At 70.0% G+C, this 12,783-nt stretch carries 12 protein-coding genes and 2 tRNA genes; 9 read left to right on the top strand and 5 right to left on the bottom strand.

Annotated elements, in window-relative coordinates:
• Positions 1 to 29 precede the first annotated feature (29 nt).
• Both ACFPUZ_RS03055 and ACFPUZ_RS03050 read left to right on the top strand, forming a co-directional pair.
• Positions 30 to 647, top strand: coding sequence for a mycothiol-dependent nitroreductase Rv2466c family protein (locus tag ACFPUZ_RS03055; RefSeq protein WP_376999751.1), 618 nt, complete (start codon positions 30 to 32; stop codon positions 645 to 647).
• Positions 648 to 705: 58 nt separating this feature from the next.
• Positions 706 to 1,179, top strand: coding sequence for a ribose-5-phosphate isomerase (locus tag ACFPUZ_RS03050; protein ID WP_376999749.1), 474 nt, complete (start codon positions 706 to 708; stop codon positions 1,177 to 1,179).
• Position 1,180: 1 nt separating this feature from the next.
• Here ACFPUZ_RS03050 and ACFPUZ_RS03045 read toward each other — a convergent pair whose 3' ends face one another.
• A complete protein-coding gene (locus ACFPUZ_RS03045; RefSeq protein WP_376999747.1) occupies positions 1,181 to 3,139 on the bottom strand; it encodes a glycosyltransferase in 1,959 nt (652 codons plus the stop codon).
• Positions 3,136 to 4,062, bottom strand: a complete 927-nt coding sequence (locus ACFPUZ_RS03040; protein ID WP_376999745.1) for a WcbI family polysaccharide biosynthesis putative acetyltransferase — start codon at positions 4,060 to 4,062, stop codon at positions 3,136 to 3,138. Before ACFPUZ_RS03040 ends, ACFPUZ_RS03045 begins: the two co-directional genes overlap by 4 nt.
• Before the next feature lie 158 nt (positions 4,063 to 4,220).
• On the opposite strand from ACFPUZ_RS03040, the gene ACFPUZ_RS03035 reads away from it, so the two are divergent.
• Genes ACFPUZ_RS03035 through ACFPUZ_RS03020 form a run of 4 tightly spaced genes read left to right on the top strand, consistent with a single transcriptional unit; the run spans position 4,221 to position 8,078 of the window.
• Complete coding sequence (locus tag ACFPUZ_RS03035; RefSeq protein ID WP_376999743.1) at positions 4,221 to 5,219, top strand: glycosyltransferase family 1 protein; 999 nt, start codon at positions 4,221 to 4,223, stop codon at positions 5,217 to 5,219.
• Positions 5,216 to 6,280 carry a glycosyltransferase family 4 protein gene (locus ACFPUZ_RS03030; RefSeq protein WP_376999741.1) on the top strand — a complete coding sequence of 355 codons (1,065 nt, stop codon included), beginning with the start codon at positions 5,216 to 5,218 and terminating at the stop codon, positions 6,278 to 6,280. Before ACFPUZ_RS03035 ends, ACFPUZ_RS03030 begins: the two co-directional genes overlap by 4 nt.
• Complete coding sequence (locus ACFPUZ_RS03025) at positions 6,277 to 7,221, top strand: glycosyltransferase (protein WP_376999739.1); 945 nt, start codon at positions 6,277 to 6,279, stop codon at positions 7,219 to 7,221. The genes ACFPUZ_RS03030 and ACFPUZ_RS03025 overlap by 4 nt, the downstream gene beginning before the upstream one ends.
• Positions 7,218 to 8,078 carry a glycosyltransferase family 2 protein gene (locus tag ACFPUZ_RS03020; RefSeq protein WP_376999737.1) on the top strand — a complete coding sequence of 287 codons (861 nt, stop codon included), beginning with the start codon at positions 7,218 to 7,220 and terminating at the stop codon, positions 8,076 to 8,078. Before ACFPUZ_RS03025 ends, ACFPUZ_RS03020 begins: the two co-directional genes overlap by 4 nt.
• Here ACFPUZ_RS03020 and ACFPUZ_RS03015 read toward each other — a convergent pair.
• Positions 8,020 to 8,850, bottom strand: a complete 831-nt coding sequence (locus tag ACFPUZ_RS03015) for an aldo/keto reductase (protein WP_376999735.1) — start codon at positions 8,848 to 8,850, stop codon at positions 8,020 to 8,022. The genes ACFPUZ_RS03020 and ACFPUZ_RS03015 overlap by 59 nt on opposite strands.
• Positions 8,851 to 8,871: 21 nt before the next feature.
• A complete protein-coding gene (locus ACFPUZ_RS03010) occupies positions 8,872 to 9,609 on the bottom strand; it encodes a DUF1542 domain-containing protein (protein ID WP_376999971.1) in 738 nt (245 codons plus the stop codon).
• Between the two features lie 158 nt (positions 9,610 to 9,767).
• On the opposite strand from ACFPUZ_RS03010, the gene ACFPUZ_RS03005 reads away from it, so the two are divergent.
• From ACFPUZ_RS03005 to tig, 3 genes are all read left to right on the top strand, one after another.
• Positions 9,768 to 9,842 (top strand) — tRNA-Gly (locus tag ACFPUZ_RS03005).
• Positions 9,843 to 10,013: 171 nt separating this feature from the next.
• Positions 10,014 to 10,087 (top strand) — tRNA-Pro (locus ACFPUZ_RS03000).
• 67 nt (positions 10,088 to 10,154) lie between these two features.
• Positions 10,155 to 11,501: a trigger factor gene (gene tig / locus ACFPUZ_RS02995; RefSeq protein ID WP_376999733.1), complete on the top strand. Its 1,347-nt coding sequence runs from the start codon at positions 10,155 to 10,157 to the stop codon at positions 11,499 to 11,501.
• Between the two features lie 188 nt (positions 11,502 to 11,689).
• On the opposite strand, the gene ACFPUZ_RS02990 is transcribed toward tig, so the two are convergent.
• Positions 11,690 to 12,637 (bottom strand): zinc-binding dehydrogenase, encoded by a 948-nt coding sequence (locus ACFPUZ_RS02990; RefSeq protein ID WP_376999731.1) that lies wholly within the window; start codon positions 12,635 to 12,637, stop codon positions 11,690 to 11,692.
• Between the last annotated feature and the right edge of the window lie 146 nt (positions 12,638 to 12,783).

Genomic DNA, 12,783 nt, shown 5'->3' with positions numbered 1-12,783 from the left:
CCACACTAGTCCCCGCGTACGATGGGATCATGACAACAAACAACGTGAAGTTCTGGTTCGACGTCACCTGCCCCTTCGCCTGGCAGACCTCCCGCTGGATCAAGGAGGTGGAGAAGGTCCGCGACATCTCCGTCGAGTGGATCCCCATGTCCCTGTCCGTGCTCAACGACGGCCGCGACCTCGACCCCGGCTACATGTCCGCCATGGAGGCCGCCTGGGGCCCGGCGCGCGTGTTCACCCGCGTCGCCCTCGAGGAGCCCGGCGCCGTCGACGGCCTGTACACCGCCATGGGCACCCTCATCCACGCCGGCAAGGAGAGCGGCAAGAAGGGCTTCGGCGCCTACGACGGCGTCATCGAGCAGGCGCTCCAGGACGCTGGCCTGAGCTCCATTTACGCCACCGCCGCCAACTCCGAGCAGGTCGACGACCAGCTGCGCGAGTTCCACCAGTCCGCCATGGACATGGTCGGCGACGACGTGGGCACCCCGGTCATCCAGCTCGGCGACACCGCCTTCTTCGGCCCCGTGATCACCCGCGTGCCGGAAGGGGAGGAGGCCGGAGAGCTTTTCGACGCCGCCGTCCGCCTCGCCCAGTTCCCCTACTTCTTCGAGCTCAAGCGCTCCCGCACGGAGAACCCGCAGGTGTAGACAACAGCCTGCCGGATCGAGTTCCGCGCCTCCGCCGGCCCCGGGTAGGATCGTCACCATGCGCGTTTACCTTGGAGCTGACCACGCCGGTTTTGACATGAAGAACATCATCGCCGAGCACCTGAAGAAGCAGGGCCACGACGTCATTGATTGTGGCGCCCACACCTACGATGCCGACGACGACTACCCGGCCTTCTGCATCGAGGCCGCCTCCCGCACCGTCAACGACCCGGGTTCCCTGGGCATCGTGCTCGGTGGTTCGGGCAACGGCGAGCAGATCGCCGCGAACAAGGTGAAGGGTGCACGCTGCGCCCTGGCGTGGTCCCCGGAGACCGCCCGCCTGGCGCGTGAGCACAACAACGCCCAGCTCATCGGCCTGGGTGGCCGGATGCACTCCGAGGAGGAGGCGCTGGCCATCGTCGACGCCTTCCTCGAGCAGGAGTGGTCGAAGGCGGAGCGCCACCAGCGTCGCATCGACATCCTCGCCGACTACGAGCGCACCGGCGTCGCCCCGGAGCTCCCGGCCGAGTAACTCACCAGCCTGCGAACTCGCGTTCCAGTCGACGGGGCCCGTCGATCAGCTGCCAGGTCACCTCGATCTCGACCGCTGCTTCTCGACGCCGCCCCCGCACCCGCGCCACCTGCCTTCCTGCCCGGAAGCAGGTGGCGTTGTGCGTGGTGGGGAGGGAATCGGGGATGACGGGGGCGTCGAGAAGCACGGAGCGACGCGCACCGTGGGCCTGCGCGCGCACCCGGGGGTCGGCGCGGAAGAGGTCGGGGACGGGGTCGATGATGACGTGGACGTCGCCGGCGCGCAGCCAGCCGATGATGACGGTCTCGGTGACGCCGGGGTCCGGCCACCCGGGGACGTGGACCTCGAGGTCGGCGGTGTCGAAGATGACTCCCGCCGGGCGGGCCAGCGGGTGGGTGATGCGGTGGGCCAGGGCGATGGATTCGGCGTTTTTCTCTCCCGTGTCGGCGGCGCGCCCGCCCCAGTCGGGTTCCTCGTGGATGGCGACGGCGCGGGGTTCGTGGATGAAGCGGGCCCCGGATTCCCAGGCGCGGTGTCCGAACTCCCAGTCTTCCCCGCCGTAGCCGACCATGGTGGCGTCGAAGCCGCCGAGCTCGCGGAAGAAGTCCCGTCCGCAGGTGAGGGCGGCGGAGACGATGAAGCGCCAGGAGCTGCCGTCGGCGCGTTGGAGGTGGCCCGTCTGCGTCCAGGCGTCGCGGAGCCACTGCGGTTCGACACGCTCCGGACCGGTGAGGCGGGACCCGACGACCACGGTGCGGCCCTCGGCATGGACGTGCGGCACGACGGCGCGCAGGTACCCGGGCGCCGGGACGGTGTCGCCGTCGAGGAAGGCGAGCACCTCGCCGGTGGCAGAGTCGGCTCCCAGGTTGCGGGCCGCGGCCGCCCGAAAGCCGCGGTCCTCCTGGCTCACGACGAGCGCTCTGCCGTGCACGTCCGGGGGCACGGGGGAGCCGTCGTCGGCGACGATGATCTCCACCTCGCCCGGATAGTTCTGTTTCTGCACGCCCGCGATCACCTCCCCCAGCCCCGCCGGGTTGTTGTAGTACGGAATGACCACGGACACGCGCGGCCACAAGGCCCGCCAGTGCCGCTCCCACGCGGCGGCCACCTCGGCCCATTCCCAGCCTGCGGGGCGGGTCGGCGGCGCCGGGGTGAACTCCCGCAGGGCCTGCGGCCAGTCGGTGACGATGCGGATCCCGGGCCAGGTGGCGGCCATCTCCCGGGTGTAGGGAGAGTCGCTGACCAGCACTGTCCGGCCCGCACCGAGCCAGGTCATGAGCGAGCCGGAGGCGGAGTAGTGGCGGTGGGCGCACACGGGGATCTCGATGCGCCCCATCTCGGCGGCGAGGTCGGCCTCGGACAGCCAGCCGGTGATCTCGAAGCTGACGCCCAACTCTGCCGCCAGCTCCTGCAGCTGCCGCGCGTACCCGGCATGGCCCTCACTCACCCCGCCGAGGGCGCGCACGCGCAGGCCCGTGCCGGCCACCGCGCGGAGTACGTCATCGTGGCCCTTTCCGGGGTAGAGGAAGCCGAGGATCCCCACTGTTCCGGGGACGGGACGATAGGGCGAGTCGATGGTGGGCACCGGCAAGGGAATGACGGGGACGTCACCGCCGAAGAACGTGGCCTCGTGGTGGGAATTCACCACGGCGAGGTCGGCCGCGGCGAGCAGCTCCCGGTATGCGGGGGCCCGGCGGGCCAGGCGCTGCGCCCCCTCCGCCTCCTGCGGAATGTCGTGCAGGCTGACGCTGAGGGGGTGTCCCGCACAGCGGGCCAGCAGCTTCTCGACGCCCGCGGCGGGGGTCTCGCCGAAGAGATGATCGGTGAACGTGACGTGGACCGGGCCCGGGGGCAGCGGGCCGTGGCCGCGCAGAACCGAACCGGGGGAGTATGCGGCCAGCGAGCGGGCGTACTCGGTGACGCCGTGACCGTCGGGGCCGACGATGAGATGGCAGATCATGCCAACCCCAGCAGTGCCAGGCGCTCGGCGTGGCGTTCCAGACCGGCGGCCACCACCTGCGGATGCTCCCGGTAGAAGGCCAGCTGCGCGGCCACCAGCGCGGGCTGGTCCAGGGGTTCGCCGGCGGCGGTCCACTGCTCGCGACCCGCGACGGACACGCCCAGGGCGGCTGCGGCGCGGTGTTCCACGGGGGCCTGCAGTCCGCCGAGCATCTCGCGGTCCGCCGGTGGGGTGACGGTGGCGCCGGGGGCGATCCGGTCGAGTACCCGCTGGGCCAGGACGGCGAGTGTCTCGTTGGAGGGGTGGTTGATGGTGTGCCACACGGGCGCGGACTCCAGGTGATCGGAGACGCGCACCGTGTCGTGGTGCTCCTCGCGGGTGCGCAGTTGCGCGATGGACAGGGCGGCCGCGGCGCGGAAGGCCGGCGCTCCGGGGTCGACGTCCACGGGGGCGGCGCGGCCGCGGGCGGCGGCAGCGAGAATCCGCAGGTCATGGTACGGGACCACCGGTGGATTGTGGGAGGGATCGGACGGGTCCCGCACGATGGCGTGGAAGGGCATGAGCCCGTCCCAGCGCAGGACGGGGTAGCGGAGGACGGTCGCGCCCGGCGGCAGGAGGGCGGCGAGCTGGGACGTGCCCAGGGGGAGCTCCCGGTAGTCCGCGCGGATGGGCTGGGAGACGAGGACGTCCGCGCGGGCCAGCACGGGGGCGAGCAGGGCGATGTCCTCGGCGGTGAACTCGTGGACCGGGGGGAGGCGGAAGGAATCCACGGCGCCGGAGCTGTCGAGGAGGATGCGGAGAGACTCCGCCTGGCAGTTGCCCATGACCGCCACAAACGGGCGGTCCGCGCGCCTTTCGGCGACGGTGAGCTGGTAGAACTCGCCGTAGTGGCGGCGGCGGGGGAGGTCCGGTGGGGAGGCCATGGGGCCAATGTATCAATACCGTTGCATATTAGAGCCCACACTTTGCCCCGAAAACATAAAGAACGACATATGATGTCATCGTCAGGTGATATCAGCGAACGCTTATGTGCGTCCCGCGGTCCACCTGATACCTATCAGACCTGACAGTGAGGTGAGACATGCGCGCAGACGGTGGTGTGGACACGCTCGATGTCCTGTCCATCCCGGCCGGACACGTGTATACACAGGCCATCCGCCCGTCCCAGGTGACCTATCGCCCGGACCCCGACATCGACGGTCAGTGGTGGCCCCACCCCGCCCTCGACGCCGACTGGTGGCACGCTCGCACCGATCTGCCGGACCTCGTGCACCTGCACTTCGGCTTCGACCACCTCAGCGTCGCGGACACCCGCGCCTTCGCGCAGGCCCTCCGGGAGCGCAACGTCCCGCTCGTGCTCACCGTGCACGACCTGGACAACCCGCACCAGGTCGACCAGGCCGAGCACCACGGCAAGCTGCGCGTGCTTCTCGACGCCGCCGCCGCCCGCCTCACCCTCACCGACACCGCCGCCGCCCGGCTGCGCCCCGGCGCCCACGTCATCCCGCATCCACGCGTGGTGGCGGACGCGCCGGCGAACGCGGGCACGGCGGTCGGGGTGTTCCTCAAGTCGTTGCGCGCCAACGTCATCACCGACCCCGTCTTCTACCGCATCCTCGCGCGTACCCTGCACCGCGCCACCGGCCGACCTTTGAGTGTCCACCTCCACGAGGACGCCCGCACCGCACACCTCATCCACGACCTCGCCCGCGAACAGGCGGCCGGGTTCCTCGAGCTCCGCGTCCACTCCCCGATGCCCGACGAGACCCTCCACCGGGCCGTCGGCAACTGCTCGGCCGTCCTCCTGCCCTACCTGCGGGGGACCCACTCCGGGTGGCTGGAGATGTGCCGCGATCTCGGGGTCGGCGTCGCCGTTCCGGACTGCGGCATGTACGCCGGGCAGGCCGATGATCCCCGGGCCGTGCGGGAGTACGCGACGGGCGATCCCCTGGACGCCGCCCGCGCGCTCATCCACCTGCACGAGCAGGGGCGGCTGCCCTACGCGGGGGACCGTGAACGCCAGCTCGCGGAGATCCGGCAGGCTCACCTCCAGGTCTACCGGGAGGTGAGCGGCCGATGACCCTGGCCACCGCCCCGCGCCTGCGTATCGCCCTGATCGCCCCGGCGCGTTATCCCATCCGCGAGCCCTACGCCGGGGGCCTCGAGGCGTTCTGCCACACCCTGGTCCGCGCCGTCCGCGCGTTGGGGCACACCGTCGACCTCTACGCGGCGGCCGGGTCCCAGGGGCACGTCCGCGCGCACGAGCTGCCCGGGGTCTCCTGGGCGCGCGACCCCCTGGCCAGCAGCGACACCGCCTACCCGCCCGGCGCGCGGGCCGCCGAGGACGCCGCCTTCCACCGCCTCGCCCGCCACCTGGAGGGCGCGGGATACGACATCGTGCACAACAACAGCCTCACCCCGGTCCTCTTCGAGTACCGCCTGCCGCTGCTGACCACCCTGCACACCCCGGCCCTGCCGGAGATGCAGGCGGCCATCTCCGCCGCAGGTGCCCGGGCCGGACGTTTCACCGCGGTCTCCGCGTCCACCGCCGCGGAGTGGGTGCTGCCGCGCCCGGCCACGGTCATCCCGAACGGGGTGGACACCGCGCACTGGCACCCGGGCCCCGGCGGCGAGGCCGCTGTCTGGTTCGGGCGCATCGTGCCGGAGAAGGGCCTGCACCTGGCGATGGACGCCTGCCGCCAGGCCGGGATCCCGCTGCTCTTCGCGGGCCGCGTCGGCGATCACCGCTACTTCTCCACCGAGATCGTCCCGCGCATGACCGGCCAGGCCGCCACCTGGGTCGGCGAGCTCGACCACCCCGCCCTGCAGTCCCTGGTCAGCAGGTGCCGCGTCTGCCTGGTCACCCCGCGCTGGGAAGAACCCTTCGGCCTCGTCGCCTTCGAGGCGATGGCCTGCGGCACACCCGTCGCCGCTTTTCGACGCGGCGGCCTCGGCGAACTCCTCACCACCGCGCCCGCGGCCCTGGCCGCGCCCGACGACGTCTCCTCCCTGGCCGCGGCCGTCCACGTCGCCGCCGGGATCGATCGCGCGGTGGTCCGCGACTGGGTGGAGCGCCATCACAGTCTCACCGAGGTGGCCCGCCGCTACGCGGAGCTCTACAGCGAGGTGCCCACCCGATGATCGGTTTCTACGCCCACCACCACGGCAGCGGGCACGCCCACCGGTGCCGCGCCATCATGGCAGCGCTCGGGGGGCCGGCGCAGCTGCTGTCCACGGACCCTGCGGCGGATGTGGTGCTGGCCGAGGACGCCGGGGCACCGGCCGACGCCGACCTCGACGCCCACGGCACCCTCCACTACGCCCCGGTGGGGCATGCCGGGTTGCGCGGGCGCATGGCCCAGATCGCGGCGTGGATCGCGGAGCACCGCCCGGCGGCCTTCTACGTCGACGTCTCCGTCGAGGTGGCGTCCCTCGTACGCCTCATGGGCGTGCCGGTGATCACCCTCGCCATGCCCGGCGCGCGTCACGACGCCGCCCACCAGCACGGCTACCGCCAGGCCGACGCCATCATCGCGGCGTGGCCGAACTGGGTACCCCTGCCCGCGCACCTGCGCGCCCACGGGGCCCGCGTGCACCAGGTCGGCGGGATCGCGCGCGTCGAGGAGGTGGGCGAGGTCATCGACGGTGACATCGTCGTGCTCAGCGGGCGCGGGGGATCGGGGTGGACCGCGGGTCAGTGGGACGCGGTCCGGGCCGCCTGCCCTGACCGGGAATTCCGCTTCCTCGGGGGCGGGACCGCGGTCGTCGATCCCCTGCCGTACCTCGCGGGCGCGTCGGTGGTGGTCAGCGCCGCCGGGCAGGGCTCCGTTGCGGACATCGCCGTCGCCGGCACCCCCGCGCTGGTCCTGCCCCAGGACCGCCCCTTCGGCGAGCAGCACGCCACCGCCACGCTGCTCGACAGCGCCGCACTCGCCCTCGTCCGCCCCGACTTCCCTGACCCGGGTCAGTGGCCGCAGCTTCTCGACGCCGCGAAAGCGCTGGACAGCAGGTGGATCCGGTGGCAGACTTCCGGAGCAGCGACGCGTGCGGCCGACGTGATACGGAAGGTGGTGCACCAGTGACCCCAGTGACTGTGGTGACCCTGTCCAACGCCGGACGCCTGCCCCATGTCGCCCGCCAGGCCGCGTGCCTGCCCCGCGACGTCCGGCACCTGGTGGTCGCGCTCGGCGATGCCGAGGCCCTGGCCACGGCCCTGCCCGATTCCGAGGTCATCTCCCTCGGGGAGTTCTCCCTCGCCGGCGCCCGCAATCTCGGCGGCGACGTGGCGGCCCGCAACAGCGAGGGCATCATCGTCTTTCTCGACGCCGACTGCCTGCCCGGCGACTCCCTCATCGACGCCTACCGCCGGGCGCTGGCCGCGCACCCCGAGGCCGTCGTCGCCGGACCCGTCACCTATCTGCCCGACGGGGAGCACCGCACCCACCGTCGCTCCCCGCACCCGGCCCGCCCCGACCCGCCGGCCGGCACCCTGCTGCGTGCCGACGACCGCGACTACGAACTCTTCTGGTCCCTCTCCTTCGCTCTCACCGCCGACACGTGGCGGCGCATCCGGCGCAGCTTCGGCGGCTTCGACAAGGGCTACACCGGTTACGGCGCCGAGGACACCGACTTCGGCCAGCACCTGCGCGCCTGTGGCATCCCGCTCATCTGGGTCGGGGGCGCCGACGCCTTCCACCAGTGGCACCCCGTCTCCGACCCTCCGTGGGAGCACTTCCACGACATCCTGCGCAACGCCGAGAGGTTCCACGGGATCTGGGGCTTCTGGCCCATGAGCGGCTGGTTGGAGAAGTTCGCCGACGAAGGCGCGGTGGATTTCCGCGACGGCCGGTGGGTGGCCGTCAACTCCCGGCAGGCGCGGGTCACACCTCGTTCGGATGCTCCCCGACGCGCCCCGCTTCCCCCTCGTCCAATGAGGTGATCGCCGCCATCTCGTCGGGGCTGAGCTCGAAACCGAAGACATCGATGTTCTCCCGGATGCGTTCCGGGTGCGCCGACTTGGGGAAGAGGATGACGCCGTTCTGCAGGTGCCAGCGGATGACCGCCTGCGCCGGGGAGACGCCGTGGGCGGCGGCGACGTCGAGGATCTCGGGGGCGTCGAGAAGATCGTCCCGGCCCCGGCCCAGCGGCGACCAGGCCTGCACCTTGATGCCGTGCACGCGCGCGGCGTCGATGTCCTTCCACGGCTGGAACGCCGGGTGCAGCTCCACCTGGTTGACCACCGGCAGCACCGAGGAGTGCATCTCCAGGCGGTCGAGGTGCTCGGGAAGGAAGTTGGACACGCCGATCGACCTCGTCAGGCCCTGTTCCTGCAGTTCAACGAGCTGTTCCCAGGCCTGGACGTAGCGGTTCTGCCGCGGCACCGGCCAGTGGATGAGGTAGAGGTTGACGTGGTCGAAGCCGAGTCGCTCGAGAGACTCGGACAGGGCGTCGGCGGCGTCGTCGTGGCGGTCGTTCCACAACTTGGTGGTCACGTAGATCTCGTCGCGGGGGATGCCCGACGCGGCGATCGCCTTACCGACGCCCTCCTCGTTGCCGTAGATGGCGGCTGCGTCGAAGTGGCGGTACCCGGCCTCCAGGGCCTCGCTGACCAGGCGCTCGGTGTCCCCCGGGGGGATGAGGCACACGCCGAACCCGAGCTGGGGGATGGAGGTCCCGTCGTGGAGGGTGATCGAGGGAATGGTTGGTGTCATGTCCCCGATGTTACGCCGGGATCAGAAATCGAAGTCGAAACCGCCGTCGAAGAAGCCGCCGCCGTCGCCGCCTCCCATGTCACCCATATCTCCCATGTCGCCGCCGTCGCCCATGTCACCCATGTCTCCGGCATCGCCCTCCATCGCGTCCTGGTAGCCCTCGCCGTAGCCGGAGGCCCAGGCGTCCCCGCCGTAGCCCACGCCGGCCATGCCGGAGAACATCATGGAGAACATCATCATCGACGTCGCCGTCCACATGCCGGTGGCCATCGCATCGGCCCACCAGGGGCGCGAGTACCAGCCGGCCGGGACCGGGCGGCCCGCGACGTTGCCGCCGGGGTAGTAGTTCGGCGTCTCGTCGGTGGCCACCGGGGAGGCGGTGAGGGTCTGGCCCTCATGCTCGATGGTGCGACGCTCGGTCACCTTGCCGGCGTTGCGCTGGCCCTCCAGCAGGGGCAGCTCCGGGCCGGGGGTCATGCCCATGATCTCGCGGGCGGCGTTCATGTAGTGCAGGCCCTCGAGGGCGGATTCGCGGGCCAGCTCCGCCTGCTTCACCGTCTGCGCCTGTGAGATCGCCGAGGCGGCGGCGTTGTAGCGCTCGGAGGCGTCGGCGATGGCCTGGGTCGACGCGGCGTCGTTACCCGCGATGGTGAGCACCTGCGAGCCGAGCCTTTCGATCCACCGCCGCGCGTCCGCCTGCGCATCGGCGAGCCGCGACTGTTCGAGCTCGGCGGTCTTGTTCTTGGTGGTGCGGTTCATATACCAGGCGGCGCCGCCGCCGAGCACGAGCAGGAGGAGAAGCAGTTCCACGGAAGAGCCCTTTCTATATCTGTTAACCCTCCAACGCCTGTCGGTGCCGGAAAGTTCCGATTTTCTCTCCCCGCCCGTCATGCGTTAGACTGGTCCGGCACACGCAGGGGAATGTCGTATAGTGGCTAATACCTCAGCCTTCCAAGCTGAAGACGCGGGTTCGATTCCCGTCATTCCCTCCAATTTCTCAGAAGCCCTGCGCCGGAGTCGGCGCAGGGCTTCGTCGTGTCGGAGGGACTGGGGAGTCGCTGCTCTGAGCAGGTGCTTTCCGGGCGGTGGCGGATCTGTGCGGCGTTTGTGACCCCCATGCGGCGGGCTGTGGCGGGCTGCCGGTAGACTGCTGACCACACCTACGGGGCGTGGCGCAGCTTGGTAGCGCACCTGCTTTGGGAGCAGGGGGTCGCAGGTTCAAATCCTGTCGCCCCGACGTAGGGACCGGTGTCATGCCGGGCTCAAATGAACTGCCATTCAATGTGAAACCAGGAGAGTTACTCGTGAAGAGTTCCGTCGAGAAGCTGAGCGACACCCGCGTCAAGCTCACCGTCAACGTCCCCTTCGAGGACCTGAAGACTGAGATTGACCAGGCCTACTCGGCTATCGCTCAGCAGGTGTCCATCCCGGGTTTCCGTAAGGGCAAGGCTCCGCGCCAGCTCATCGACGCCCGTTACGGCCGTGGCCCCATCCTCGAGCAGGTTGTCAACGACATGCTGCCGCGCCAGTACCAGACGGCGATCGAGGAGAACGAGATCGTCGCCATCGGTCAGCCGAACATCGACATCACCAAGGTCGAGGACAACGAGTTCGTCGAGTTCACCGCCGAGGTCGACGTCCGCCCCGAGATCGAGGTCCCGGACTTCGCTGACCTCTCCGTCACCGTCCCGGCCATCGAGGTTGACGACGCCGCCGTCGACGAGGAGATCGACCGTCTCCGCGCCCGCTTCGGTGAGCTCAAGGACACCAAGCGCAAGCTGAAGACCGGCGACTTCGCCGTCATCGACCTCAAGGCCACCGTCGACGGCGAGGTCGTCGACGAGGCCACCACCGAGGGCCTGTCCTACGAGATCGGCCAGGGCGACCTCATCGACGGCCTCGACACGGCACTGCGCGGCCTGAAGACCGGCGAGGACAACGAGTTCACCACCACCATCGTCGCCGGTGAGCACAAGGACAAGGAGGCCACCGTCGCCGTCCACGTCCAGCAGACCAAGGAGCGCAAGCTGCCCGAGTTCGACGACGAGTTCGCACAGCTCGCCTCCGAGTTCGACACCGCCGAGGAGCTTCGCGACGCCACCAAGTCCCAGGTCGAGGAGTCCAAGAAGGCCCAGCAGGCCGCCAACATCCGCGACGAGGTCCTCAAGGCTGCCCTGGCCAAGACCGACTTCGCCCTGCCGGAGTCCATCGTCGACGAGCAGGTCCACCAGCAGCTCCATCAGCTGCTCGGTCAGATGGCCCACGACGAGAACGCCCTCAACGAGGTCCTGAAGTCCCAGGGAATGACCCGCGAGGAGTTCGACGAGCAGGCCCGCAAGGACTCCGAGGAGGCCGTGCGCACCCAGCTGTTCCTGGACACCCTCGCTGAGCAGGAGAACCCGGAGGTCTCCCAGCAGGAGCTCACCGATCACATCCTGTTCACCGCCCAGTCCTACGGCATGGACCCGAACCAGTTCGTCGGCCAGCTGCAGCAGTCCGGCCAGATCGCGAACCTCTTCTCCGATGTTCGCCGTGGCAAGGCTCTCGCGGCCGCCATCTGCCGCGTCTCCGTCAAGGACGATGCTGGCAACGACGTCGACCCGGCCGAGTACTTCGGCGAGGAGACCGAGGCTGAGGCTTCCGAGGACTAGTTCCTCCTGAATCGCTGAACGCGCCCCTGACCATTGTGGTCGGGGGCGCTTCTTTCTGTCTCACAATCCCAGAGCTCGGGGCTCGGGCGCGTCCCCTCGGGAGGGGCGGTTGGGCCCGTTCGTGGGCTCGGGATCACGGTGATCGCGACAGGACGATACCGAGCCCCGAGCCTCGAGCCCCGAGTGTGCTACTCGAAGCTCGCCACCAGGCGGCCGACGACCTCGCCGCGCTTCAGCTTCTCGATGCCCTCGGGAATCTCATCGAAGCCGATGGTGGTGATCGTCGGGTTGAGCTGGCCGGTGGCCATGTACTCGTAGACGCCCGCCACGTCCTCCTTCGTGCCGCCGTTGGAGCCGATGAGGCGGGCCTGGTTGAGGATGAGCGACTTCGTCGAGATCGTCGACTCCAGCTTGCCCATACCGACGACGACCACCGTGCCGTCGCGACGGATGATGTCGACTGCCTGCGCGGTCGTGGTGTCGAAGCCGGCAAAGTCGACGATGACGTCGAAGGTGACGTCCTCGAACTCGGTGATGGACTTCTGCACGCCCTTGGCTCCAAGTTCGGTGGCCAGGGGCCACACCTTCTCGTTGACTTCGGCGACGTAGACCTCGGCGCCGGCCAGCAGGGCGACCTTCGCGCCGATCTGGCCGAGCCCGCCGAGGCCGATGATCCCGACGACATCCCCCTCCTTCACTCCGCCCTGGGTGATGACGGCGGCATAGGAGGTCATCCCGGCGTCGGTGGCGGCGGCGCCCTGGAGGAAGTCGACGTTATCCGGCAGCGGGACGAGCGCCTCCGCGGCGACGGCCATGCGCGGGGCGAAGCCACCGTCGAAGGAGTAGCCGGGGGCACCGGCGGCGGTGGTGGGGCACACACCCACGCGGTCGCCGACCTGGAAGTCCGTGACGCCGGGGCCGACCTCGGCGACGACGCCGGCGTTCTCGTGGCCGATGGTGATGGGGCGCTTGGCCAGCATCGACAGCCAGCCCTCGTCCTCCAGGAGGCCGACGTCCGAGTGGCAGAGGCCGGCGGCCTTCATTTCGAGGACGACTTCGCCCTCACCGGCGGTGGGTTCCGGTACCTCGGTGAGGAGGAGGGGTTCGTGGGTGTTGGTGAACTGCCATGCCTGCATGATGTCGCTCCTGGTTCTCGAAGGTGGTGGTTGACATGTCCCATAATAGTGGGGTTCGGGAATGCCGGCGCGTCGAGAAGCGTTGGGACGCTGTGAGCGAACAGAAGGGCGATCCGGGGAGTGGCACTAGTACCCTGGGAGCCATC

It is taken from the genome of Corynebacterium nasicanis (assembly GCF_042658165.1).
Classification (GTDB): Bacteria; Actinomycetota; Actinomycetes; order Mycobacteriales; family Mycobacteriaceae; genus Corynebacterium; species Corynebacterium nasicanis.
The sequence above is the reverse complement of the archived record's forward strand: the minus strand, read 5'-3'. Positions and strand labels throughout refer to the sequence as shown.

What these genes read in the sequence shown, in the direction of transcription:
- ACFPUZ_RS03010 (WP_376999971.1), bottom strand. Translation starts at nt 9,609, where the DNA reads ATGAACCGCACCACCAAGAACAAGACCGCCGAGCTCGAACAGTCGCGG.
- ACFPUZ_RS03035 (WP_376999743.1), top strand. Translation starts at nt 4,221, where the DNA reads ATGCGCGCAGACGGTGGTGTGGACACGCTCGATGTCCTGTCCATCCCG.
- ACFPUZ_RS03055 (WP_376999751.1), top strand. Translation starts at nt 30, where the DNA reads ATGACAACAAACAACGTGAAGTTCTGGTTCGACGTCACCTGCCCCTTC.
- ACFPUZ_RS03030 (WP_376999741.1), top strand. Translation starts at nt 5,216, where the DNA reads ATGACCCTGGCCACCGCCCCGCGCCTGCGTATCGCCCTGATCGCCCCG.
- ACFPUZ_RS03025 (WP_376999739.1), top strand. Translation starts at nt 6,277, where the DNA reads ATGATCGGTTTCTACGCCCACCACCACGGCAGCGGGCACGCCCACCGG.
- ACFPUZ_RS03045 (WP_376999747.1), bottom strand. Translation starts at nt 3,139, where the DNA reads ATGATCTGCCATCTCATCGTCGGCCCCGACGGTCACGGCGTCACCGAG.
- ACFPUZ_RS02990 (WP_376999731.1), bottom strand. Translation starts at nt 12,637, where the DNA reads ATGCAGGCATGGCAGTTCACCAACACCCACGAACCCCTCCTCCTCACC.
- ACFPUZ_RS03015 (WP_376999735.1), bottom strand. Translation starts at nt 8,850, where the DNA reads ATGACACCAACCATTCCCTCGATCACCCTCCACGACGGGACCTCCATC.
- ACFPUZ_RS03050 (WP_376999749.1), top strand. Translation starts at nt 706, where the DNA reads ATGCGCGTTTACCTTGGAGCTGACCACGCCGGTTTTGACATGAAGAAC.
- ACFPUZ_RS03040 (WP_376999745.1), bottom strand. Translation starts at nt 4,062, where the DNA reads ATGGCCTCCCCACCGGACCTCCCCCGCCGCCGCCACTACGGCGAGTTC.